General features: G+C 60.4%; 15 protein-coding genes. 8 read left to right on the top strand and 7 right to left on the bottom strand.

Annotated elements, in window-relative coordinates:
- Positions 1–39: 39 nt before the first annotated feature.
- The 8 genes from ACM6JM_RS09185 to ACM6JM_RS09220 all read left to right on the top strand — a co-directional run bounded on the left by ACM6JM_RS09185 (position 40) and on the right by ACM6JM_RS09220 (position 15,077).
- Positions 40–1,827 (top strand): type I secretion system permease/ATPase, encoded by a 1,788-nt coding sequence (locus tag ACM6JM_RS09185; protein ID WP_414881702.1) that lies wholly within the window; start codon positions 40–42, stop codon positions 1,825–1,827.
- A complete protein-coding gene (locus tag ACM6JM_RS09190; RefSeq protein ID WP_414881703.1) occupies positions 1,824–3,173 on the top strand; it encodes an HlyD family type I secretion periplasmic adaptor subunit in 1,350 nt (449 codons plus the stop codon). The genes ACM6JM_RS09185 and ACM6JM_RS09190 overlap by 4 nt, the downstream gene beginning before the upstream one ends.
- 2 nt (positions 3,174–3,175) lie before the next feature.
- Positions 3,176–4,543, top strand: a complete 1,368-nt coding sequence (locus tag ACM6JM_RS09195; protein ID WP_414881704.1) for a TolC family outer membrane protein — start codon at positions 3,176–3,178, stop codon at positions 4,541–4,543.
- Positions 4,544–4,599: 56 nt separating this feature from the next.
- Positions 4,600–7,551 carry an autotransporter domain-containing protein gene (locus ACM6JM_RS09200; protein WP_414881705.1) on the top strand — a complete coding sequence of 984 codons (2,952 nt, stop codon included), beginning with the start codon at positions 4,600–4,602 and terminating at the stop codon, positions 7,549–7,551.
- Positions 7,552–7,759: 208 nt separating this feature from the next.
- Positions 7,760–10,846 carry an autotransporter domain-containing protein gene (locus ACM6JM_RS09205; protein ID WP_414881706.1) on the top strand — a complete coding sequence of 1,029 codons (3,087 nt, stop codon included), beginning with the start codon at positions 7,760–7,762 and terminating at the stop codon, positions 10,844–10,846.
- Between the two features lie 57 nt (positions 10,847–10,903).
- Entirely contained in the window at positions 10,904–12,592 is a 1,689-nt protein-coding gene (locus ACM6JM_RS09210; RefSeq protein ID WP_414881707.1) for a polyurethanase, read from the top strand.
- A 100-nt stretch (positions 12,593–12,692) separates the two neighbouring features.
- Positions 12,693–14,546: a polyurethanase gene (locus ACM6JM_RS09215; protein WP_414881708.1), complete on the top strand. Its 1,854-nt coding sequence runs from the start codon at positions 12,693–12,695 to the stop codon at positions 14,544–14,546.
- A gap of 237 nt (positions 14,547–14,783) precedes the next feature.
- Positions 14,784–15,077: a hypothetical protein gene (locus tag ACM6JM_RS09220; RefSeq protein ID WP_408980489.1), complete on the top strand. Its 294-nt coding sequence runs from the start codon at positions 14,784–14,786 to the stop codon at positions 15,075–15,077.
- A gap of 174 nt (positions 15,078–15,251) precedes the next feature.
- Here ACM6JM_RS09220 and ACM6JM_RS09225 read toward each other — a convergent pair whose 3' ends face one another.
- From ACM6JM_RS09225 to ACM6JM_RS09255, 7 genes are all read right to left on the bottom strand, one after another.
- Positions 15,252–15,839 carry a hypothetical protein gene (locus tag ACM6JM_RS09225; protein ID WP_146040480.1) on the bottom strand — a complete coding sequence of 196 codons (588 nt, stop codon included), beginning with the start codon at positions 15,837–15,839 and terminating at the stop codon, positions 15,252–15,254.
- Between the two features lie 177 nt (positions 15,840–16,016).
- Complete coding sequence (locus ACM6JM_RS09230) at positions 16,017–16,655, bottom strand: RHS repeat domain-containing protein (protein WP_414881709.1); 639 nt, start codon at positions 16,653–16,655, stop codon at positions 16,017–16,019.
- A 69-nt stretch (positions 16,656–16,724) separates the two neighbouring features.
- The gene (locus ACM6JM_RS09235; RefSeq protein ID WP_256586988.1) at positions 16,725–17,099 is read right to left on the bottom strand and encodes a hypothetical protein; all 375 of its coding nucleotides are present in this window, start codon (positions 17,097–17,099) and stop codon (positions 16,725–16,727) included.
- A gap of 151 nt (positions 17,100–17,250) precedes the next feature.
- Complete coding sequence (locus ACM6JM_RS09240; RefSeq protein ID WP_146040479.1) at positions 17,251–17,832, bottom strand: hypothetical protein; 582 nt, start codon at positions 17,830–17,832, stop codon at positions 17,251–17,253.
- Between the two features lie 10 nt (positions 17,833–17,842).
- On the bottom strand, positions 17,843–22,366 hold the full coding sequence (locus tag ACM6JM_RS09245; RefSeq protein WP_158248855.1) for an RHS repeat-associated core domain-containing protein: 4,524 nt from the start codon (positions 22,364–22,366) through the stop codon (positions 17,843–17,845).
- Positions 22,367–22,397: 31 nt separating this feature from the next.
- Positions 22,398–22,826, bottom strand: a complete 429-nt coding sequence (locus ACM6JM_RS09250) for a DcrB-related protein (RefSeq protein ID WP_158248854.1) — start codon at positions 22,824–22,826, stop codon at positions 22,398–22,400.
- A gap of 19 nt (positions 22,827–22,845) precedes the next feature.
- The gene (locus ACM6JM_RS09255; RefSeq protein WP_414881710.1) at positions 22,846–24,783 is read right to left on the bottom strand and encodes a type VI secretion system Vgr family protein; all 1,938 of its coding nucleotides are present in this window, start codon (positions 24,781–24,783) and stop codon (positions 22,846–22,848) included.
- Positions 24,784–24,841 lie beyond the last annotated feature (58 nt).

Genomic DNA, 24,841 nt, shown 5'->3' on the forward strand with positions numbered 1-24,841 from the left:
GTCTCTATTTGGCGGGTTCAATCATTTCAGGAAGAATCAATGAAGATGGTGAAGGCCCCAGCCACCGCTCCCTTATTCAAGGCATTGGGTGACTATAAAAGCATTCTGATCAGCGTCGGGTGTTTTACCGCATTGATAAACGTGCTGATGCTGGTGCCTTCCATATATATGCTCCAGGTCTACGACCGGGTGCTGTCTTCGCAGAACGAAACCACCCTGGCGATGCTGTCGCTGATGGTCGTCGGTTTCTTCGCGTTTATCGGCCTGCTGGAAGTGGTGCGCAGCTTTATCGTGATCCGCATCGGCAGCCAGTTGGAGCGCCGCTTCAACCTGCGGGTCTATCAGGCAGCGTTCGAACGTAACCTGTTCAAGGGCGAGGGCAACGCCGGGCAGTCCTTGGGCGACCTGACCCACATTCGCCAATTCGTTACCGGGCCTGCGCTGTTCGCGTTCTTCGATGCGCCGTGGTTCCCGGTTTATCTGTTTGTGATTTACCTGTTCAACGTCTGGCTCGGCGTACTCGCCACCGCTGGCGCGCTGCTGTTGATCGCGCTGGCTTGCCTGAACGAATACATGACCAAGAAGCCGCTGGGCGAAGCCGCCGGTTATTCGCAGAAATCCAGCCAGTTGGCCACCAGCCACTTGCACAACGCCGAAACCATTCAAGCCATGGGCATGCTCGGCGCCTTGCGCAAGCGCTGGTTCCAGGTGCACTCGCGCTTCCTTGGCCTGCAGAACCAGGCCAGCGACACTGGCGCGGTGATCAGTTCGCTGAGCAAAACCTTGCGTCTGTGCCTGCAATCGCTGGTGCTGGGCCTCGGCGCACTGCTGGTGATCAAGGGTGACATGACCGCCGGGATGATGATCGCCGGCTCCATTCTGATGGGCCGGGTACTGAGCCCGATCGACCAGTTGATCGCCGTGTGGAAGCAGTGGAGCGGGGCGAAGCTGGCTTATCGTCGCCTCGATGCGTTGCTGCAAGCCTTCCCGCCGAGCGATGACGCCATGGCGCTGCCGGCGCCGAAAGGCCAGATCACCTTCGAACAAGTCAGCGCCGGTCCACCGGGTCAGCGCGCCGCGACCCTGCACATGGTCAATTTCAACCTGGCGGCCGGTGAAGTATTGGGCGTGCTGGGTGCCTCCGGTTCCGGCAAATCGACCCTCGCGCGTGTGCTGGTCGGCGTATGGCCGGCGCTCGGTGGCACGGTGCGTCTGGACGGCGCCGACATCCACCGTTGGAACCGCGATCAGCTCGGCCCGTACATCGGCTATCTGCCGCAGGACATCGAGCTGTTCAGCGGCAGCATCGCCGAAAACATTGCCCGCTTCAGCGAAGCCGATCCGCAAAAGGTCGTGGCCGCCGCGCAACAGGCCGGCGTGCACGAACTGATCCTGCGCATGTCGCAAGGCTACGACACGCAATTGGGCGAGGACGGCAGCGGTTTGTCCGGCGGCCAGAAACAGCGTGTGGCACTGGCCCGTGCGCTTTACGGCAACCCGAGCCTGGTAGTGCTTGATGAGCCGAATTCCAACCTCGACACCGTCGGCGAAGCCGCGTTGTCCAGCGCGATCGTGCAGCTCAAGGCCCAGGGCACCACCGTGGTACTGGTCACCCACCGTTCTTCGGTACTGGCACAGGCCGACAAGCTGCTGGTACTCAACGACGGCCGTCTGCAGGCCTTCGGCCCGAGCCATGATGTGCTCAAGGCACTGTCCGCAAACCAGCCCGGCAACCAGTCACAACAAAATGAAAAACCTGCGCAAGCACCGGCCGGACTCAGCATGAGCCGCCAGTATCAGCCGACGACAAGGAATTCGGGTGTATGAGCAGCGCGAGCATGAACACGCAAAACGAAGCGACGATGGAACACGACTACATCACCGAGCGCCCGGAACGCGACGCCAGGTTTTTCGCCCGCATGGGCTGGATTCTGGCACTGGTCGGTGCCGGCAGTTTCTTCACCTGGGCGGCATTGGCGCCGCTGGATCAGGGCATTCCGGTGCAGGGCACCGTGGTGGTGTCGGGCAAGCGCAAGGCCGTGCAGTCGATGAGCAGCGGCGTGGTCAGCCGGATTCTGGTGCGTGAAGGCGAAATCGTGAAGCAGGGCCAGCCACTGTTCCGACTCGACCAGACTCAGGTCGCCGCCGACGTGCAGTCACTTCAGGCGCAATACCGCATGGCCTGGGCCAGCCTGGCGCGCTGGCAGGCCGAGCGTGACAACCTCAAGCAAGTGACGTTTCCGGCAGAGCTGAGCGACAACGCCGATCCGCGCCTGGCGCTGGTGCTGGAAGGCCAGCGGCAATTGTTCAGCAGCCGTCGCGAAGCGTTTGCCCGCGAACAGGCCGCCCTGCGCGCGAGCATCGAGGGTGCCACCGCGCAGCTGGCGGGCATGCGCCGCGCCCGAACTGACCTCAACGCGCAAGCCGATTCGCTGCAACAGCAGTTGAGCAACCTGCAACCGCTGGCCGACAACGGCTACATCCCGCGTAACCGCTTGATGGAATACCAGCGTCAGCTGTCGCAGGTGCAGCAGCAACTGGCCGAGAACACCGGTGAAAGCGGCCGGGTGGAGCAGGGCATTCTTGAATCCCAGCTGAAACTGCAACAGCACGGCGAGGAATATCAGAAGGAAGTCCGCACTCAGCTGGCCGACGCGCAACTGAAAAGCGTCACCCTGTCCGAGCAACTGACCTCCGCCGGTTTCGACCTGCAACACAGCGAAATCCTCGCCACCGCCGATGGCGTGGCGGTCAACCTCGGCGTGCACACCGAAGGCGCTGTGGTCCGTCAGGGCGAAACTCTGCTGGAAATCGTCCCGCAAGCCACGCGCCTGGAAGTCGAAGGGCACCTGCCGATCAACCTGATCGACAAGGTCGGCACCCACTTGCCGGTCGACATCCTGTTCACCGCGTTCAACCAGAGCAAGACACCACGGGTGCACGGCGAAGTCAGCCTGATTTCCGCCGACCAGATGGTCGACGAGAAAACCGGCGTGCCGTACTACGTGTTGCGCAGCAGCGTCAGCGATCAGGCCATGGAAAAACTCAACGGCCTGGTGATCAAGCCCGGCATGCCGGCGGAAATGTTCGTGCGCACTGGCGAACGTTCACTCCTCAACTACCTGTTCAAGCCGCTGCTCGACCGCGCCGGTTCCGCGTTGACCGAAGAATAAGGATGTTCGGCTGTATGAATAAGCTTTCCATGCTGGCGGCAGCGTTCGCGCTGCTCGCGGGCAACAGTGCAGTGGCGGCCATGGGACCGTTCGAGATCTACGAACAGGCGTTGCGCAATGACCCGGTGTTCCTCGGTGCGATCAAGGAGCGCGATGCAGGCCTCGAAAACCGCGCCATCGGCCGCGCCGGGCTGTTGCCGAAACTGGGTTACAACTACAACAAGGGCCGTAACTCGTCGAAAGCCACCTCCCTCGACGAACGTGCGCGCAACCGCACCGATGACCGCAACTACAGCAGCTACGGCTCAAGCCTTACCCTGCAACAACCGTTGCTCGACTACGAAGCCTACGCGGCGTATCGCAAGGGCGTAGCCCAGTCGCTGTTTGCCGACGAGAACTTTCGCGGAAAGAGCCAGGAACTGCTGGTTCGCGTGCTCGACAACTACACCAAGGCCTTGTTTGCCCAGGATCAGATCGACATCGCGCTGGCCAAGAAGAAGGCGTACGAGCAACAGTTCCAGCAGAACGAGCACATGTTCAAGCAGGGCGAGGGCACTCGTACCGACATCCTCGAAGCCGAGTCGCGTTACGAACTGGCGACCGCCGAGGAAATCGAGGCCCGCGACGAGCAAGACGCCGCGCTACGAGAGCTGGGCGCATTGGTAGGCGTGCCGGCGATGGACATCAGTGATCTGGCACCGCTGGATCAGAACTTCCAGACATTTGCCCTGATGCCGGCCAACTACGACACCTGGCACGAACTGGCGATCAGCAACAACCCGAACCTGGCGTCCCAGCGTCAGGCGGTGGAAGTGGCGCGTTATGAAGTCGAGCGCAACCGCGCCGGGCACCTGCCGAAAGTCAGCGCTTACGCCACGATGCGCCAGAACGAATCGGAAAGCGGCAACACCTACAACCAGCGTTACGAAACCAACACCATCGGTTTCGAAGTCAGCGTGCCGTTGTACGCAGGTGGTGGCGTGTCGGCCTCGACCCGCCAGGCCAGCCGCACCATGGAACAGGCCGAATACGAACTGGACGGCAAAACCCGCGAGACCCTGATCGAACTGCGTCGTCAGTTCAGCGCCTGCCTGTCCGGGGTCAACAAGCTGCGCGCCTATCAAAAGGCCCTGGCCTCGGCCGAAGCGCTGGTGGTATCGACCAAACAAAGCATTCTCGGTGGCGAGCGCACCAATCTCGATGCGCTGAACGCCGAGCAACAACTATTTACCACCCGCCGTGATCTGGCTCAGGCGCGCTATGACTACCTCATGGCCTGGACCAAATTGCATTACTACGCGGGCACCTTGAGCGAGCAGGACCTGGCGCGGGTGGATGAGGCCTTCGGACAGGGCCCACGGGCGCAATAACACCGTAGCTTCAACACAAAAAGCTTCGACCCAAAACAACAAAAAGAGTGGTGAACATGGACGTACGCATCAAGCCGATCACGGTCGGCACCCTGCTGCTTGTGATGTCTGCAACCCAGGCTCAGGCCCAATACCTCGAAGCCGGCAAACCCGGCGATCCGGCCAGTTGGCGCAGCGCCGAATTCCTGCGCGACTGGGGACTGGAACGGATGCAGGCCGATCAGGCTTACGCCGCCGGCATCACCGGCAAGGGCGTGAAAATCGGCGCGCTGGACTCCGGTTTCGACGCCGCCCATCCCGAGTTCGCCAGTGATCGCTATCACCCGGTGCTGGCCAGCGGCAGCTACGTCGACGGCTCGCTGTTCAGCGTCAACGGCACCCTCAACCCGAACAACGATTCCCACGGCACTCATGTGGTCGGCACCATGGGCGCGTCCCGCGATGGCACCGGCATGCACGGCGTGGCGTACAACGCGCAGATCTTCGTCGGCAACACCAACAAGAACGACAGTTTCCTGTTCGGCCCCAACCCCGATCCCCGCTACTTCAAGGCAGTGTACGACGCCCTGGCCGATGCCGGTGTGCGAGCGATCAACAACAGCTGGGGCAGCCAACCGCCGGATGTCAGCTATCGAACCCTTGCGGATCTGCACGCCGCTTACGCTCAGCACTGGAACAAGGGCACGTGGATTGACGCAGCGGCGGACGTTTCCCGTCGTGGCGTAATCAACGTGTTCAGCGCCGGCAACAGCGGCTACCCGAATGCCAGCGTGCGCTCGGCGCTGCCGTACTTTCAGCCGGACCTGGAAGGGCATTGGCTGGCGGTGTCCGGGCTGGATCAAAGCAATCAGCAAAAGTACAACCAGTGTGGCATCGCCAAATACTGGTGCATCACCACACCGGGCGCGAAGATCGACAGCACCATTCCCGACGGCGGTTATGCGATCAAGTCCGGCACTTCGATGGCCGCGCCGCACGCCACCGGCGCACTGGCGCTGGTGATGGAGCGCTATCCGTACATGAACAACCGGCAGGCTCTCGAAGTGTTGCTGACCACCGCCACCCAGCTCGACGGTTCGGTGACCGATGCGCCGACCGAACGGGTCGGCTGGGGCGTGGCCAACCTGTACCGGGCGATGCGCGGGCCGGGGCAATTGCTCGGGGCGTTCGACGCCCATCTTGCGGCCGGGCAGAGCGATGTCTGGAGCAATGACATCAGCGACAAGGCGCTGATCCAGCGCCAGAACGAAGACCTCGCCGAACACAGCGCCTGGCAGCAAACACTGCAAAACAAAGGCTGGCAGAACGGCGTGCCGGCCGGCGCCAGTCAACAGGATCAGACCGATTACGCCGTGGGCATGGCCCGCGACGCAGCGGCGGCCGGTCGGGTGTATCAGGGCAGTCTGATCAAGTCCGGCGACGGGCGACTGATTCTGACCGGTAACAACAGCTATCGCGGGCCGACCACGGTCAATGGTGGTCTGCTGACAGTGAACGGCTCGCTGACCTCGGCCGTGACTGTCAATGACGGCGGCACTCTTGGCGGTTCCGGGCGAATCGGCGCGCTGACCGCCAACAGCGGCGGCCGGGTGGCACCGGGCAATTCGATCGGTACGTTGAACGTCGCCGGTGACGTGGCCTTCGCGCCGGGTTCGACCTACGCCGTGGAGTTGTCTCCCACCAGCAGCGACCGCATCGTCGCCGGCGGCACTGCGTCCATCAACGGCGCCACCGTGAGCCTGTCGCTGGAAAACAGCCCGACGCTACTCAGCACCACCGAGGCCAGAAGCCTGCTCGGCCAGCAGTACAACATTCTGCAAGCGGCGGGCGGCATTCAGGGTCGGTTCGGTGCAGTGCTGCCGGATTATCTGTTCATCGGTGGCAGCCTGGCCTACAGCGACAACGGCATCGGTTTGAATGTCGAGCGCAACGCGACATCGTTCGCCAGCGTCGGCCAGACCCCGAATCAGCGCTCCGTGGCCACTGCCGTCGAAGGTTTGGGCGCGGGCAATTCCGTTTACGAAAGCCTATTGTTGTCGGCCACCGCTGGTGACGCGCAACAAGCCTTTCAACAGCTGAGCGGTGAAATCTACCCGGCCCTCGGTTCGGTGCTGATCAACGACAGCCGCCAACTGCGCGACGCCATCGGCGAGCGCCTGCATGACGCCCAAACCACGCAAAGCAATGGCTGGATCAAGGCCCTCGGCGCCTGGGGTACGACCGACTCGCGACACGACACCGCCGGTTACAGCACCTCCATCGGTGGCTTGCTGGCCGGCATCGACGGCGCGGTCGATGAGCAGACCCGCATCGGTCTGGTCACCGGTTACAGCGACAGTTCGCTGAGCATGGGCTCGGGCACGCATTCTTCAGCCAAGGTCGACAGCTATCACCTCGGCGCCTACGCCGGTCACGACATCGGCGCCTGGCGCCTGAGCACCGGCGCCGCCTACAGCTGGCATCGCGCCGATGTGAAGCGCGACTTGCAGTACGGCAACGTCAGCGCCAAGCAAAAAGCCAAGGTCGATGCCGCCACCACTCAGGTGTTCGGCGAAGCGGCCTATCGGCTGAACCTGCAAGCGCTGGCCCTGGAGCCGTTTGCCAACCTGGCTTACGTGCACCTCGACACCGACGGCTTCACCGAGAAGGGCGACGCCGCCGCGCTGAAAAGCAACGGCGACCAGCGCGACGCGGTGTTGAGCACCCTCGGCGTGCGGGCGATCAAGACCTTCGACCTGCCGTCCGCGCAGAAACTGCAAGTGAGCGGGCATCTGGGCTGGCAGCACAGCCTGACCGACATCGACTCCGAACAGCATGTGCGCTTCGCCAGCGGCAGCGCGCCGTACACCGTTGAAAGCTCGCCACTGGTGCGTGACGCCGCCCTGGTCGGCGTGCAGGCCAGCCTGGCACTGACCCGCGACGTACGGGTCAACCTCGATTACACCGGACAACTGGCCAGCCGCGAGAAGCAGCACGGCGTGGGCCTGAGCCTGAACTGGCAGTTCTAAACACACGGATGATCGTTTTGATCGTTCCCACGCTCCCGCGTGGGAATGCAGCCCGTGACGCTCCGCGTCACTGGACGCGGAGCGTCCCCAGAGGCATTCCCACGCAGACGGTTCGACGCCTCGACGTGGGAACGATCAACGGGGAAGGCGTGGGAACGATCACTTCAATAGACGGATTTTTCGCAACATCACTAAGGAAGGTCGCTGGATGAAAAACAACAACACCCCCGCGCAATCGGGTGGCTGCTTTCGCCTGAAAACCCTCAATTTCGCCTTGCTCTGCGCAATGACCACCTGGGGCAGCGCACACGCGGCGCCCTACGTGGAAAGCGGCCGGGCAGGGGATCCGGGCAGTTGGCGCAGCGCCGAATTCCAGGCCGACTGGGGCCTGGGCGCCATCGGTGCGGATCACGCCTACGCCGCCGGTTATACCGGCAAGGGCGTAAAGCTCGGGATCTTCGACCAGCCGGTCTACGCCGCGCACCCGGAGTTTTCCGGCAGCAACAAGGTCATCACCCTGGTGACCTCGGGGATCCGCGAATACACCGACCCGTACATTCCGGTCAAAGCCGGGGACGCGTTTCGCTATGACGGTTCGCCCTCGGTCGGCTCCGACGGCAAACTCGGCGCCCACGGCACCCACGTTGGCGGTATCGCCGCCGGCAGCCGTGACGGCGGGCCGATGCACGGTGTGGCGTTCGGTGCGCAGATCATCAGCGCCGACAACGGCGACCCGGGCCCGGAAGACGGCATCGTGCGCGGCAACGACGGTGCGGTGTACAAGGCCGGCTGGGATGCGCTGATCGCCAGCGGCGCGCGGATCATCAACAACAGCTGGGGGATCGGCATCACCGACCGTTTTGACCTCGGCGGCCGCGACCCGGCGTACCCGCACTTCACCGTCAACGACGCGCAACTGCAGTTCAACGAGATCCGCACACTGCTGGGCGCCAAACCCGGCGGCGCCTACGACGGCGCAATCGCCGCCGCACGCAGCGGGATCGTGACGATTTTCGCAGCGGGCAACGACTACAACCTGAACAACCCGGACGCCATCGCCGGCCTCGGTTACTTCGTGCCGGACATCGCGCCGAACTGGATCACCGTCGCCGCCTTGCAGAAGAACCCGGATCTGGCCAGTGCCAACCCGTACATCATGAGTACGTTCTCTTCGCGTTGCGGCTACACCGCGAGTTTCTGCGTGTCGGCACCGGGTACGAAAATCTTCAGCTCGATCATCGAAGGCACCAACGCCGACAACCTGACCACGGGTTACAAGAACTACAACGGCACCTCGATGGCCGCGCCGCACGTGGCCGGTTCCATGGCAGTGCTGATGGAGCGCTTCCCGTACATGTCCGGCGACCAGGTCGCCAGCGTGTTGCGCACCACGGCCACCGACCTCGGCGCACCGGGCATCGACGCCCTGTATGGCTGGGGCATGATCAACCTGCGCAAGGGCATCGACGGCCCGGCGATGTTCGTCACCGAGCAGGACATTCCCGAAGAATTCCGCATCCAGGGCGCCTACGGTTCCGGTCAGTTCGTGGCCGATCTGCCGGGCATCGGCGCGATCATTGATGCGGGAAAACCCACCGAGCGCGTGTGCAACGACATCACCTGCGGGCTCGACACCTGGCGCAACAACATCTCCGGCCATGGCGGTCTGACCAAGCAAGGCATCGGCACCCTGGTGCTGACCGGCAACAACACCTACAGCGGCCCGACCCTGGTCAATCAGGGGCGACTGGCAATCAATGGCTCGCTGCAGTCGGCGGTCACGGTCAATGACGGCGGCATCCTCGGCGGTAACGGCCGGATCGCCGCTCTGACCGCCAACAGCGGCGGCATCGTGGCGCCCGGCAATTCCATCGGCACCTTGAATGTGGCCGGTGACGTGACCTTCGCACCGGGTTCGACCTATGCGGTGGAAGTGTCCCCGACCAGCAGCGACCGCATTGTCGCCGGCGGCAAAGCGCTGATCGAAGGCGCAACCGTGACCATGTCGCTGGAAAACAGCCCGACGCTGTTGACCACCGGCGAAGTGAAAAGCCTGCTCGGCACCCAGTTCAACATCTTGCAGGCAGCGGGCGGCATTGAAGGGCAGTTCGGCCAAGTGTTGCCCGACTACGCGTTCCTCGGCGGCACCCTGGCGTACTCGGCGAGCGGTGTGCAACTGGACGTTGGCCGTAACGGCGCCTCGTTCGCCAGCGTCGGCCTGACCCCGAACCAGCGCGCGGTCGGCGCTGCTGCCGAACGCCTCGGCGCCGGCAATGCGTTGTTCGAAACCCTGTTGCTGTCGCCGTCGGCGGCCGCTGCGCAGGAGGCCTTCCAGCAACTGTCCGGCGAGATTCATCCGGCGATCGGCACGCTGCTGATCAACGACAGCCGCTACCTGCGCGATGCCGTGGGCGAACGTCTGCGTGAGCGCGATCTGTTCGATGCCGGCGCGCCGACCGATGACCGCAGCAACGCCTGGCTCAAAGTGCTGGGCGCCTGGGGCAAGAGCGATGGCGGGTCGAAATATGCCGATTCCACCAGCTCCATCGGTGGCCTGCTGGCCGGTGTCGACGGCTTGATCGCTGAAGATACTCGTCTGGGTTTCGTTACTGGTTATAGCGACAGCTCGTTGAGCATGGGCGAGGGTACGCATTCGTCCGCCTCGGTCGATAGCTATCACCTGGGCGCGTACCTGGGGCATCAGATCGATGCACTGCGTCTGACCGCCGGTGCGGCCTACAGCTGGCATCGCATCGACGTCAAACGCGACCTGCAATTCGGTGGCGTCAGCGGCAAACAGAAAACCAAGCGCGATGCGACCACCGCGCAACTGTTCACCGAAGCGGCCTACGACCTGGGCCTGCAACCGATGAACCTGGAGCCGTTCGCCAATCTGGCCTACGTGCACCTCAACAGCGACAGCTTCACCGAGAAGGGTGATGCCGCCGCACTGAAGGGCGGTGAAGACAACCGCGATGTGGTGTTGTCGACCCTCGGTGTTCGGGCCAAACGCACGTTTGCCCTGTCGGAGAAACACCAGCTGGAACTGGGCGCAAGCCTGGGCTGGCAGCACAACCTGAGCAGCGTGGATGCTGACAGTCACCTGGCGTTCGCCAATGGCAACAGCGCGTTCAGCGTGCAAAGTGTGTCGATGGATCGAGATGCAGCGGTGGTCGGCGTGCGCGCCGGTCTGGCGCTCAATCGCGATGTCCGGGTCAACCTGGACTACAACGGGCTGATCGGCTCCAACGAAAAGGACCACGGTGTGGGCCTGACGCTGGACTGGCAGTTCTAAGGGGTAGCGGCAGTTCTTTCGAGAACTGCCGTTTTTGAAAGGAAGAGAGAGCACAACATGGGATTGTTCGATTACAAAAACGCCGACGGCAAAGCGCTGTACAGCGACGCCATCGCCCTGACGCTGTATGCCTACACGCCGACCGGCCAGGCCTTGCCCGGCACCGGTTGGAAGCCGATCGGGGCCACGGCGCTGGGCTATCAGGGCAAGGTCGGGGCGCAGGGCACGTTCTTCGGCGAGAAGGACGGCTTCACCAGCGCCGAAGCCGAAGTGCTCGGCAAGTACGACGCCGCAGGCAAGCTGATCGGCATCGGCGTGGCCTTCCGCGGCACCGGCGGGCTGGGTTACAGCGACACCTTCGGCGACATGAAAAACAACCTGCTGGCTGCCATCGGCCCGTCGGACTACGCCACTCAGTACGCGAAAAACGCCTTCGATAACCTGCTCAAATCGGTGGCCGCGTTCGCCGTCGCCCATGGCATCGCGCCCAAGGACGTATTGATCAGCGGCCACAGCCTCGGCGGTCTCGGGGTCAACAGCGTGGCGGAGTTGAGTGCGAGCAGCTGGGGCGGGTTCTTCAAGGACGCCAACTACATTTCGTTCGCCTCGCCGACCCAGAGCAGCACCGGCACCAACGTGCTGAACATCGGTTACGAGAACGACCCGGTGTTCCGCGTGCTCGACGGCACCACGTTCAGTACCGCATCGATGGGCAAGCACGACAAGCCGCACGATTCGACCACCGATAACATCGTCAACTTCAACGACAACTACGCGTCCACCGCGCAGAACCTCGTGCCGTTCAGCATCGCCAATCCGCTGAACTGGTCGGCCCACAGCTCGCTGGGGTATGCCGACGGCCTGAATCGGGTGATCGCGTCGAAGTTCTACGGCCTGACTCACAAGGACTCGACGATCATCGTCTCCAACCTTGAAGAAGCGTCGCGGGGCAAGACCTGGGTCGAGGATCTGGGCCGCAGCGGCGAACCGCACACCGGCAGCACGTTCATCATCGGCACCGACAGTGGTGACTGGCTCAAGGGCGGGGCGGGCAACGACTTCCTCGAAGGTCTGGGCGGCGATGACCGTTTCCGTGACGACGGCGGCTTCAACATCCTGCTCGGTGGCCAGGGCCACAACACCTTCGAGCTGCAAAAGCCGCTGCAGAACTTCAGCTTCGCCAACGACGGCGACGGCACGCTGTACGTGCGTGACGCCTACGGCGGCATCAGCATGACCCGGGACATCGGCGCGCTGGTGAGCAAGGAGTCAGGTTCGTGGTGGGGCAGCAAGGAAATCACCTGGACCGTCACCGCCAAAGGCCTGGCCAACGGTGCCGAACTGACCCAGTACAACCATTCGCTCAGCGGCGGCGCCATGGGCGACCCCCTCAATGCCACCGCCGACGGCGACTGGCTGTTTGGCCTGGGCGGCAACGATCACCTGCAAAGCGACAAGACCCACGTGACCTTCGTCGGTGGCGCCGGCAATGACGTGATGAGCGCGGTGGGTGGCAACAACACCTTCCTGTTCAGCGGCGCCTTCGGCTTTGACGCGATCAATGGCTACCAGGGCAGCGACAAACTGGTGTTCATGGGCGTCGAGGGTGCAGGGCAGGGCTACGACTACAAACAACACGCGTCGCAGTCCGGAGGCGATACCGTGCTGAAGATTGGCGACTTTGCCGTGACGCTGGTCGGGGTTGGTGTGGCTAACCTGTCGGATTCGAGTTTCGTTTTCGCCTGACAAACGAAGGTTGTACTGAAATGCTCCGGGGCGCCTCGGGAGGGGCGTTCTGGTTGTGAGCTATCTCTGAACAATTCCAACAAAAAGAGAGGCAACAGCAATGGGTGTGTATGACTACAAGAATTTCGGTACGGCGGAATCCAAGGCGCTGTTCAGCGACGCCATGGCCATTACGCTGTATTCCTACCACAACCTCGATAACGGCTTTGCCGTCGGTTATCAGCACAACGGCTTCGGCCTCGGCCTGCCGGCCACGCTGGTGACCGCGCTGATCGGCGGCACGGATTCCCAGGGAGTGATTCCCGGCATTCCGTGGAACCCCGATTCTGAAAAAGCCGCGCTCGATGCGGTGAAAAAAGCCGGCTGGACCCCGATCACCGCCTCGCAACTGGGGTACGAGGGCAAGACCGATGCGCGCGGCACCTTTTTCGGTGAAAAGGCCGGTTACACCAGCGCCCAAGTGGAAATCCTCGGCAAATACGACGCTCAGGGCCATCTGACGGAAATCGGCATCGCTTTTCGCGGCACCAGCGGCCCACGGGAAATCCTGATCGACGACTCCATCGGTGACGTGATCAACGACTTGCTCGCCGCGTTCGGGCCCAAGGATTACGCCAAAAACTACGTCGGTGAAGCCTTCGGCAATCTGATGAACGATGTGGTGGCGTTCGCCAAAGCCAACGGCCTGACCGGCAAGGACGTGCTGGTCAGCGGCCACAGCCTGGGCGGGCTGGCGGTCAACAGCATGGCGGACTTGAGCACCAGCAAATGGAGCGGGTTCTTCCAGGATTCCAACTACATCGCCTACGCCTCGCCGACCCAGAGCAGCACCGACAAGGTGCTCAACGTCGGCTACGAAAACGATCCGGTGTTCCGCGCCCTCGACGGCTCGACCTTCACCGGCGCCTCGCTCGGCGTGCACGACGCGCCCAAGGAGTCGGCGACCGACAACATCGTCAGCTTCAACGACCACTACGCCTCGGCGGCGTGGAACGTGCTGCCGTTCTCGATCGTCAACATTCCGACCTGGATCTCGCACCTGCCGACCGCCTATGGCGACGGCATGAACCGGGTGATCGAGTCGAAGTTCTACGACCTGACCAGCAAGGACTCGACGATCATCGTCGCCAACCTGTCGGATCCGGCGCGGGCCAACACCTGGGTGCAAGACCTGAACCGCAACGCCGAAACCCACAAGGGCAGCACCTTCATCATCGGCAGCGACGGTAATGATTTGATCCAGGGCGGCAGCGGCAACGATTACCTGGAGGGCCGCGCCGGCAACGACACGTTCCGCGACGGCGGCGGCTACAACATCCTGCTCGGCGGCTCGGGCAACAACACCCTGGAGTTGCAGAAGCCGGTCAATACCTTCGACTTCGCCAACGACGGCGCCGGCAACCTGTACATCCGCGATGCCAACGGCGGGATCAGCATCACCCGCGACATCGGCAGCATCGTCACCAAGGAGCCGGGCTTCCTCTGGGGCCTGTTCAAGGACGACGTGACCCACAGCGTCACGGCGGCCGGTCTTAAGGTCGGCAACAACGTCACTCAATACGAATCAAGCGTGAAGGGCACCGGCGGTGCCGACACCCTCAAGGCCAAGGCCAGCGGAGACTGGCTGTTCGGGCTGGACGGCAACGACCACCTGATCGGCGGGGCGGGCAATGACGTGTTCGTCGGCGGCGCCGGCAATGATCTGCTGGAGTCGGGCGGCGGCGCGGATACCTTCCTGTTCAGCGGCGCATTCGGCCAGGATCGCGTGGTGGGTTACACCGCCAACGACAAACTGGTGTTCCTCGGCGTGCAGGGCGTATTGCCGGGCGACAACTTCCGCGCCCATGCCACGGCGGTGGGACAGGACACGCTGCTGAAATTCGGTGCTGATTCGGTGACGCTGGTCGGGGTTGCGTTGAACAGCCTGAGTGCCGACGGGATCGTGATCGCCTGACCACGAGTGTGGAGAGGGGGCATGCTCCCTCTCCAGATTCTTGATCCATAAATGCCCGCGAGGGCGCTTACCGCGCCAAATATCATCAAGGGGCCGTCCTGGATTCATGGTCGATATCGCTGGTGTGTTTGCGGATCAACCGCCCGAGGGCATCACGCTCGAAATGATGCTCCAGTGGCGTGTGCGGTTCGATGCTGTCTTGCCGTCCAGATCGGGCTCTGCACTCGGCGCGGGAATATGGTGGATGCCGGTGACATCACCCAGCGGGTTGTGCTGGTAGATGCGCCCGCTGCCATCCAGGGCCTGCTGGGCCAGCAGGCGGTCCAGCGCATCCCATTCGAAGCGGTAGCGTTCGTGGTTTTCATTGCTCAGGTGCAGCAGGCGGCCATAGGCGTCGTAGCTGAATCGTACTTTATGACCGAGCGCGTCAATGCGCTGTTGGATCCGACCGCTGGGGTCGTAGTGTTACTGGGTGCGCAGGTTGGCCGGATCGATGTAGTCAGTGAGCTGGCCGCCAGGTTGCGCTGGTAGCGGCCGAGGCTGTCGACGACGCGGGTTTCGCCCTTGGCCAGGTCGTATTCGAAGCGATAATCCTCGCCGTCGCTGCCCCAGTGGCGGATGACCCGTCATTCGTGGTCGGGCTGTGGTTCCAGCAACGGGAGTAATGTGCAAATGGTCGTTGAGATTTTTTTGAGTGTTAAATGCTCATGTGAGTTTTAGTTCGTGAAACTCTAAAAATGAATGGTCAAAGTTAAGGGATAGTATTTTGTTTTTTAGTTTTTCGGTAACGACTATATTGAATGCGTCGCTCCAATCCTTTAATCGAAATGAATTCAGCTCTTTAGGTATCTTATTCAAGTAAATTACTGGGGTTATAAAGAAGCGCGCTCTTTTGCTCTCCCATTCTTCAGGTGCGTAATTTTCTGGCCAAGGGTCGAACTCTGATAAGTTCCAATTCACACAGTCGATGTGATTGTAGACGTGCATCAAAAGGTAGGTGTGTTGGATGGTGGAGTTGTTTATAGATACAAGTTGGGTGCCGTCTCCATCTATGCTCGTAATGCCCTTTATATTCGAATCGAAAGCAATAAATTGTGATCCGATTGTATTTATTGGTGGAATAGGTCCATCTGTAAGTGGCTTGTAGGATAATGCTTTAGTTATTTTTTGGTCCGAATCTGATAGTGATATGGAGCTGATGGGCTTTGTGCCTTCAAATAGTTTTGTTTGAGGGTTTAAATATCCCGCCCACTTCTTGCTTGATACATTAGGGTTGATCTTGAAGTACTTCATGTCGATACCTTTGTTAGCATGTTGTTTAGCCAAGTGCCAGGGGGGGGGTGGCTTCGGCTCTTAATTTGTTCATCTCTTTAATGAATGAGTCCCGCCCTCGCTCACTCGCGCGTTCCAAACGATCAAACATTTTTTGGTGCATACCTTCTGGGTGGGGACCTTTATGTCCGGGCACGTCTACTTGTTTAATGGGTCGTTGAGAACATCTTTCCTTGATTTCCCATTTTTAAATTTCCCCAGCCCATTTTGTTTAAACAAGGCCCTAAAACGTTCAGACCATACCTTGTGTTTGTTGGTGGCAATATGGTGAGTCGGTGCGCAAGCTGAAAGTCCCCATGGATCAACCCAATCTATTGGATTCGGTGCGTACTGATAGAGGTTCAGCCCACCCATCAACCCAATCGGATCCGGCTGCGTAAACCTCACCACATCCGCATCATAAAACCTGAAGGTGTTGTAGTGCAGCCCGGTTTCGCGGTCAAGGTACTGCCCTTGGAAGCGCAAGTTCTGCTCGCGCCTGATCCGTTGATCGTGCCACTCATCCCGACTCTTGCCCCAGCCTTCGTACTCACTGCGCCACACACTGAGCCCGGTCTCATCGGTAAGCTGTTCCGGCAACCCGGCGAGGTTGGTGTGGAAGTAGAAGATCTCTTCACTACCGGGCTTGCCATCGATCCGTGCCAGCGGTTCATAGCTGTCGGGATCGGCATACACGTACACACTGCCGAATCCGTGTTCCACTTCCTGCAACAGTCGCAATCCCTGCCACACAAACTGCACATCGCTCTGTGGCTGTTCGCTGTCGTTGCGGTACACCTGCTTACCGATGCGTCTTCCGAGCGGGTCGTACCGGTACTCGCTACGTAACCGCTGCCAACCTTGATCCTACTCCACACAGACCAGCCGCTGTTCGGCGTCGTAGCGAAAGCGTTGCACGGTGTGGCTGCCGATACGCTTTTCACTCAGGCGCCCAAACCGGTCATAGCGGTAGCGTTTGTCCTCGAACACATGCACGCGGTTGTTCTTGACGTAACCGCTGCCCCGACCGCTTTGCAGCAGGTTGTCAGCGGGATCGTAGGCATAGTCGGTAACCCCGTCGTCGGTGGTTTTGCGTAGCAAGCGGCTCACCGCATCGAGGGTGAAGAGGTGTCGGATCGGCGCATCAGATTCGACTGGCGGCGGGCCGTCCTCACACGTGTTGCTCGGTTCCGGTGCTAGCGTGGGATGAGCATCGGTGGTTTTACGGAGCAATCGGCTCATTGCATTGCGGCTAAAGCGATGCAGGATCGGGTCGCCTGACTCGTTCGGTGCCGGGCCGTCCTGTGAGTGTTGCGCGGTTTTTGTGCGGGTATGGGATAGGTGTCGGTGCCGGTGATATCGCTCAGGGCGTTTCTGAAGTTGTTCCCTATTTTCATGGAATAGTTGAATCCTGCCATGATTCGTTAATCCATAGTGATGGTTTGTTTGTTGTAAAAAAATTGTCAAGTAAGTAGTTGGCGTCTAACTTTTTCGCATATGAATGCAGTAAAGTTGCAGGTAGGCGGTTTGAGATTTTTCTCGATGTGTAGTGATCTGTCTCTTCCAGAGATAGGGGAGCTCCATGCTGGAAGAACTCCCATCGCCTGTTCTCTTTTGATGCTCTTATTATTCTTTCAGTTTTTGTGTGAGAGTAGTGCCTGAACTCCCTGAGTGGCTCATCAGCATCGATTATTCTAATGGTTGTATAACTGGAGGATGTAAAGTTGGCAATGCAGTAAAGTAGGGAGTCCCACCCGTCATATAAGGTGCTAATAAATATTAAGCTTGATGGTGTTGGTGAAGGGTAAAAAAAGACTCCTTTAGCAGGCTGCCCTCCTTCTGAGGTTAATTCTAATGATATATGTTTGATGTTTTTTACCGCGTGAGATGGGGGGTGCTGCCATTCGCAGCCGTGCTGGATGTATTCTATGACATCGTTTTGAGTAAAGCTTACTTTGGATATTATGGTTGTCATCGGGGAGCCTTTAAAAAGTCGAGTGGCCCGAAAGGATATTTCCATTGTTGTCTATTAGCCAGAAGGTATTTCGAGCATTCGGATCATTCGAAGGGATGCTTCTTTGATGTCCTAGACTTCCTTTGGTAGTCGTATCATATTCGATATTGTGGTGTTTTCCGTTCAGGTTATATTGTATGTCGGGTCGGTTATTGCCGACCCTAACGCCATTTATATCCACTTGTGTTTGGTTCTTTCTGATGTCGGTAGCCCCCAGCGTCTTTAATCTTGCAATAAGGTTGTCTATGTGGCGATTGTGTGCAACCCCACCATGGGGCCTTGCATTGCCTCCATTCGCACAAGCCAACCCCCATGGATCAACCCATCCAGTCGAGTTCGGAGCATATTGATATAGGTTCAGCCCACCCAACAACCCAATCGGATCCGGCTGCGTAAACCGCCCCACATCCGCATCATAAAACCTGAACGTGTTGTAGTGCAGCCCCGTTTCCCGGTCAAGGTACTGCCCCTGAAACCTCAGGTTCTGCTCACGCCTGATCCGCTGGTCGTGCCACTCATCCCGACTCTTGCCCCAGCCTTCGTACTCACTGTGCCAGATGCTCAGGCCGGTCTCGTCAGTGAGCTGTTCCGGCAACCCGGCGAGGTTCGTGTGGAAGTAGAAGATCTCTTCACTACCGGGCTTACCATCGATCCGCGCCAGTGGTTCATAGCTGTCGGGATCGGCATATACGTACACACTGCCGAAGCCGTGTTCTACCTCCTGCAACAGCCGCAGCCCCTGCCACACAAACTGCACATCACTCTGTGGCTGTTCGCTGTCGTTGCGATATACCCGTTTGCCGATGCGCCGTCCGAGTGGGTCGTACTGATACTCGCTGCGCAGCCGCTGCCAGCCTTGATCCTGCTCGACGCAGACCAGCCGCTGTTCGGCGTCGTAACGAAAGCGTTGCACGGTGTGGCTGCCGATACGCTTTTCACTCAGGCGCCCAAACCGGTCATAGCGGTAGCGTTTGTTCTCGAACACATGCACGCGGTTTTGCTTGACGTAACCGCTGCCCCGACCGCTTTGCAGCAGGTTGGCAGCGGCGTCGTAGTTGTAGGTTTCGCGGTGTAGCTCCGGGTTCTGCGGCGTGCTGTGGCGATGGTCGCGCAGGCGCTCGGTGGCGTCGTAAATATAGTGCTCGTTGCCTTCGACACTTTTGCCGTGGCTCTGGCCGAGAAATCGCCCGAGCAGGCCGTCGTCCGGCAGCGGCTGGCGTGGATCGCTACCACCGCGACGCTGGGTCTGGGTCAGGCGCTCGATGATCAGGTTGTCGCTGGCGTCGTACTGGTAGTTTTTTTGCAGCAGCGGCAGTTCTTCGCGGGCGGCGTTGCGGTAGTGCAGGGCTTTCTGGCTGAGGCGGCCACTGCGGTCGTAGCGGGTGCGGGTCAGCAGGCTGCCCTGGGTGCGCAGGACTTCGTCGTGCAGTTGATCGCGTTCGAAGTCGCAGATCACCCGGCCATTGAGGTTGAGTTGATGCAGGTGGCCGCTGCCGTAGTACAGGTGGTTGAGTTGGCGTTGGTCGGGTAGGGTCAGGGTTTCCAGGTTGCCCAGGGCGTCGTAGCGATAACCCAGTTCACCGGCATCGCTGCTTTCGCTGAGCAGTTGACCGAGGGCGTCATAGCGAAATTCCAGTTGCTGCTGTTCGCCGTTGTGAGCTTTAAAAGTGATCGCCAGCAGGTTGTCAGCAGGATCATAGGCATAGTCGGTAACCCCATCATCGGTGGTTTTACGCAGCAAGCGACCCACCGCATCACGGGTAAAGCGATGCCGTATCGGCGCATCGGATTCGAATGGTGGCGGGCCGTCCTCATAAGTGTTGCGCGGTTCCGGCGCTGGTGTGGGATGGGCGTCGGTGCCGGTGATGTCGTCCACCGCGTTGTAGTGGTAAACACGGTAGCTATCGTCCAGATCGATCTGGGTGGTCAAACGATCCAGTACATCCCACTCAAAACGGTAGGCTTCGTTGTTCTCATTGCTCAGCTGTTGCAGGCGCCCATACGCGTCATAGCTGAAACGTACCTTATGCCCCAACGCATCGATACGCTGCTGGATCCGCCCGCTGGGGTCGTAGTGGTACTGGGTGCGCAAGTTGGCCGGATCGATGTAGTCAGTGAGCTGGCCGGCTAGGTTGCGCTGGTAGCGATCAATGCGCCCGTCGGGGCGCTCGCTTTCGATCAGGTGGCCGCGCAGGTCGTAACGGTACTGAGTGGTCTCGCCACGGGCATTGGTGCTGGCGCTCAGGTAGCCGCGTTCGTCGTAGCGGTAATGGTTTTCCGAGTTGGAGCAATCGCGATACAGCAGCAGTTGCCCATAACGGTTCCAGGCCAGGGTCTTGTGTTTGTCGTGGGCGTCGATGATCTCCACCACTTGGCCCTGGGGGTCATAGCGGTAGCGGGTAGTGTGCCCGAGTGGATCTTTTTCACTGAGCAGGTTGCCGCGTTCGTCGTAGCTGAAGGTGCTGGTGTGGCCGCCACGGTCGGTGATGCTCAGGGGCAGGGCCCAGTGTTCGGTGTAGAGGATGTATTCGCTGCGGCCGAGCGGGTCACGGGTTTCGATCAGGCGACCGAGGTCATCGTAGACGTAATGCCATTCGCCGCCTTGCGGATCGGTGGTCTTGAGCAGTTGCCCGGCCAATAGGTCGCTATGCCAGCATTGGCCCAGCGCGTCGATATGGTGGTAGACCTCGTACAACGCGCCCCAGTAATAGCGTTCCTCGCGGCCGAGGCTGTCGACGACGAGGGTTTCGCCCTTGGCCAGGTCGTATTCGAAGCGATAGTCCTCGCCGTCGCTGCCCCAGTGGCGGATGACCCGCCATTCGTGTTCGGGTTGCGGTTCCAGCAAGGGCGGCAGTGTGTAGGGCGTGCCGTCGGTGCGGACGGGTTGCGGCCCTTGCTCGGGAACGGCGAAAGACGCCCATGCATAGTGACGTGTGGCGCCGGTGGGCAGCGTATGGCTGCTCATGTACCGCTCGGGCGTGTAGGTGAAACGTCGCAGCACTTGATCCCTGGTATCGAGCACGGTGCTCAAGTCGCCATGGCTGTCATAGCGGTAGCGCACCAAAGGCTCGGTGCGCTCCAGATGGCCGGGGCCTTCATCACTGAAGTACAGGCGCTCAACCTGCTCAACCCGGCGTGGGTGCAGGTCGTTGTAGCGCAGGCGCACGGTGATGCGGCTGTTGGGGTCGAGCAGGTGCAGCAATCTGCCCTGATCGTCATAGTGCAGGTTGACGGTATTGCGGTTGCGGTCGCCCAGGCGTACGAGACGTGAACGTTGCGGGTTGTGGGGATCGGTTTCAAAGACCTGATACAGGCCGTCATGAATGTCCTCGACCACCGTCAGGCCGTTGCCCATCTCGAAGAACGCCAAGCCATCGAGGGTGCTGACAAAGCGATTGCCGGGCTTGAGTTGGCCTAGTTCCAGGCGTTCGCCCTCGGCGTTGATGTATACCCACAGGTCACCACCGTCGGGGTGAGGCACGCGCACGATTTCAACTTCGTAGAACACGCTCCAGCCGACGCCGAATAGGCCGTTGTCGCGACGGTCGAGGCTGTTGTAGCGGCGTGCCCACACGATGGGCAGGAGGCCGGGGAGGGTGAAGTCCAGATCTTCCGGGCCATCCTGGAATTTGCTGCCAGTGGATACGGCCACCGGATTTCCCGCGTTGAAAATACGTGTACAGCCGAACTTCCGCGCGATGAGGATGCCGGCAATGATGCCCACCACCATGCCGATCTTGCTTTTTCCTCCTTGAATGGGCCGTACCACCAGCGGTTCGCCGCCGATGCGAACGTCCGGTGATACATCGGTATCTGGGCCTACGGTGGCCTCGCAGGTGGTGCGATCACCGCAACGTGCGGCAGGTTGACTGTTAATGAAGACTTCTGAGGAGCCTTCAGCCAGGTATTGCGTGGGCATGGGCAGATGCCGCATGCACACCACCTGGTCCAGCTCGGCGGGGCGGGTTCCGCTTGCAGGCGTGGCCACCATGGGCGGGTTGATAACGCCGTCGATGGCTTGGTAGATCGCGACGACCGGGTTGAGTCCGGCAACCACGCCAAGAATGGTGTCCATCACATTGGGCTTGGCCGCAGGCTCGTCGGGCTCGTCGGTTTGTATGCCGGCGGCCCGGGCCGCCAGTTCGCTATTGATTCGAGTGTCGACGGAACCGCTTGCAATGTTGCCCTGTGGCGTGGGGGGAATCAGCGCGTTGAAAAAGCCACTGCACGCATCGCTGAAATGCTCCCCGATGGATTTTTCACCGGCAGGAATCAAGCTCGTCGCTGTCACCAACAACCCGGCGCCTACACCGATCGCCACTGCGCCTACCGCTGCGATACCCACCGCTGTCAGCACGTAAGGCGCCGCCGCGATCACTGCAGCAGTGACCGCGGCATACACGACCGCTTCCGCTACGGTGGCGAGGATTTCAGCCCATACGGAGGTGTGCAGTATGGGGTCGCCCACACGGGCGGCGTGTACGGTGTCTGCCACAAATCATCTTCCTTGCGATCAGGTCATTCGTTCAGGCGAACCGAATTGACTGTTTTAGGGTTTCCCAATGGTCGAAATCTGCTTCAGTCAGTGCACTGCCCTTGCTGTAAGTCAGCGCCAGCAGACGAGCCTCGCCAGGCACCTCACAGGCCAGTTGGTACTGGCAGGACAGCGCGTTGCCTTGGGTGAACTCGGTTTGCACTTCCATCGCGACAATGTTGCGGTCGACACCTACCCGCACCTCTGCGGGCTTTGTGCATTTGAAGGCGGTGACTTTTTTGCGCAACTCGCTGAGCTGTTGGGTATGGGTTTCGGCCAAGGATTTATGTGGGTCCATGGGGCCGCGTGCGATAACCAAGGTGGTGCCACGGGGTTTGAACACCAGCATGTTGACGCTGTTGTCGTCGGGCGTTTCATTGCCTAGTCCGATGATCAGATCTCGGGTGATGTATTCGCGCATTGGAGCTGTCCTTATGGAGTTATTCATGGTTGAAGTAGCCGTCTACATCGCCCTGGATGTCAGCGCCACTGACACCGTTTGCAGTCGTGCCGGAAGCCTTGCCACTCATGTTCAAATCGAGTTTTCCTGAGAGGGTGTTGACCTTTCCGGCCTTCATGCCAGTGATGTTGAAGTTCTCGCAGGTGATGTTCAGGTCACCGTTTTCGTTGAGTTCTATGACGGTCTTGCCGCATTCGAGGCGCAGCTGTTTGCCCACACCGATGTAGTACTCACCAGCGACGTGATCGTTCTTGCTGCCGCCCACTTTCACGGTGTCATTGACCCTCACCACCCGCATGCGAGTGCGGCCCACGGTGATGGTCTCGTCCTGGCCAACCTGGCTGCTTCGGTCCGTGCCAATCGATTGAGTCTGGTTGTTCTTGACCACCGTGTTCTGATCTTTCTCGGCGTGGATGAACACTTCCTGCTGCCCCAGTTCATCCTCAAAGCGCAGTTCGTTGAAGCCCGTGCCCTTGTGAGTGCGGCTTTTGATGGTCATCCGCGTTTTGTGTTTGGGCAGCTCGTACGGCGGCAGATTGGTTTGGCGATAGGTGCGACCCGTGGCGATAGGCTGGTCCGGGTCGCCATCCAAAAAGCTGATGATCAGTTCCTGATTTATCCGAGGCACGGCCATGGCACCCCACGTCGCGCCCGCCCAACCTTGCGCCACACGAATCCAGCACGAACTCTGATCGTTGTTTTTATCCGCACGGTCCCACGGAAACTGCACCTTGACCCGGCCCCATTCATCGCAATAGATCTCCTCACCGGGAGGCCCAACCACCGTGGCGATCTGCGGGCCGTCGATGCAGGGTTTGTCACGCAGCGGTGCTTTCCAGTCCGAGGTCCAGCGGATGGCGCTGGCCTTCATTTCATAGGACGTGCCAAGGCCACTGCCAAACGATTCTTCCTGCAGGCTGGTGTGCTGCTTGCCCTCGTGCTGGATGGCGATGGTGCGCCAGCGATCGTTGAAATCGTCGCGGGGATGCTCGTTCAGGTCGAAGGCCAATCCCGGTTGCAGGCGGGCATCGTCGCCTTCCACATGAGCCAGCTTGGCGTCATTGCGCAGGGCGGCCAGCCGGGTTTTGGTAAAGGGTTTGCCAGCGATGTCGCGCTTGTAGCGACCGGGATAGTCGTAGCGTTCGTAGTCCTTGTGCTGGTTGTTCAGATCCTGATCGCCGGTGGCGGTGTGCTGCTGGTTGTAGCGCGGGTGGGTGAAGGTGTAGTCGCGCTGCACCTGCACGGCGGTGCGGACCTGTTCGGTGTAGTGGAAGCGGTTCAGTGCCGGTTCCGTGGCGTCTCCACCAGCCATCGGCTGATAGACCACCGGGCAATCGGTGTGGGTGCCGATGGTGCCCAGGCCGCCGACGCGGTCGGTGAGGACGAGAGTGTGGCCATCGGCGCGGTGTTCGAAGGTGTAGAGCAGGCCTTCTTCGGCGGCGAGGCGCGCGATGAAGTCGAGGTCGGTTTCACCGGCCTGTACGCAGTATTCGCGGGGTTGGTGCTCGAAGCAGATTTCGCTGCGGATGTCGGTCAGTTTTTGTTCGGTGAGGACGCGGGTGATGATGTCGGGCACGGTCTGGCCCTGGAAGATGCGCCAGTTGGAACGCAGGTCGAAACGCTTCAGGGTCGGCTCGACCACGGCGGTATAGCGGGTGCGGCGAAAGCCGGTGTCGCCTTGGGTGAACAGGCTGACCAGGCCGTGGACGTAACGCACAGGTGTTTCGCCACGCCAGATCGTGAATAGCCCCGCCAGATCCAGCACCCGATTGAAGTCGATGGCGGCGTTATGGCTGGCCAGTTCCAGTTCAAGCTTGAAGGTCTGTGACAGGCCCTCTTCAAGGGTGAACGAGACCACTTCGAAGGGATCGCCCCGCAGCGGTTCGAAGGTGTAACGCAGGTCGCTTTGACGGGGCATGAAACCTCCTTCTGATCAATATCAAGTCGCTGAACATTCCGCCGCGCAGCGACCTGTG

This window comes from Pseudomonas sp. IT-P2 (assembly GCF_949767575.1).
GTDB lineage: Bacteria > Pseudomonadota > Gammaproteobacteria > Pseudomonadales > Pseudomonadaceae > Aquipseudomonas > Aquipseudomonas pharyngis.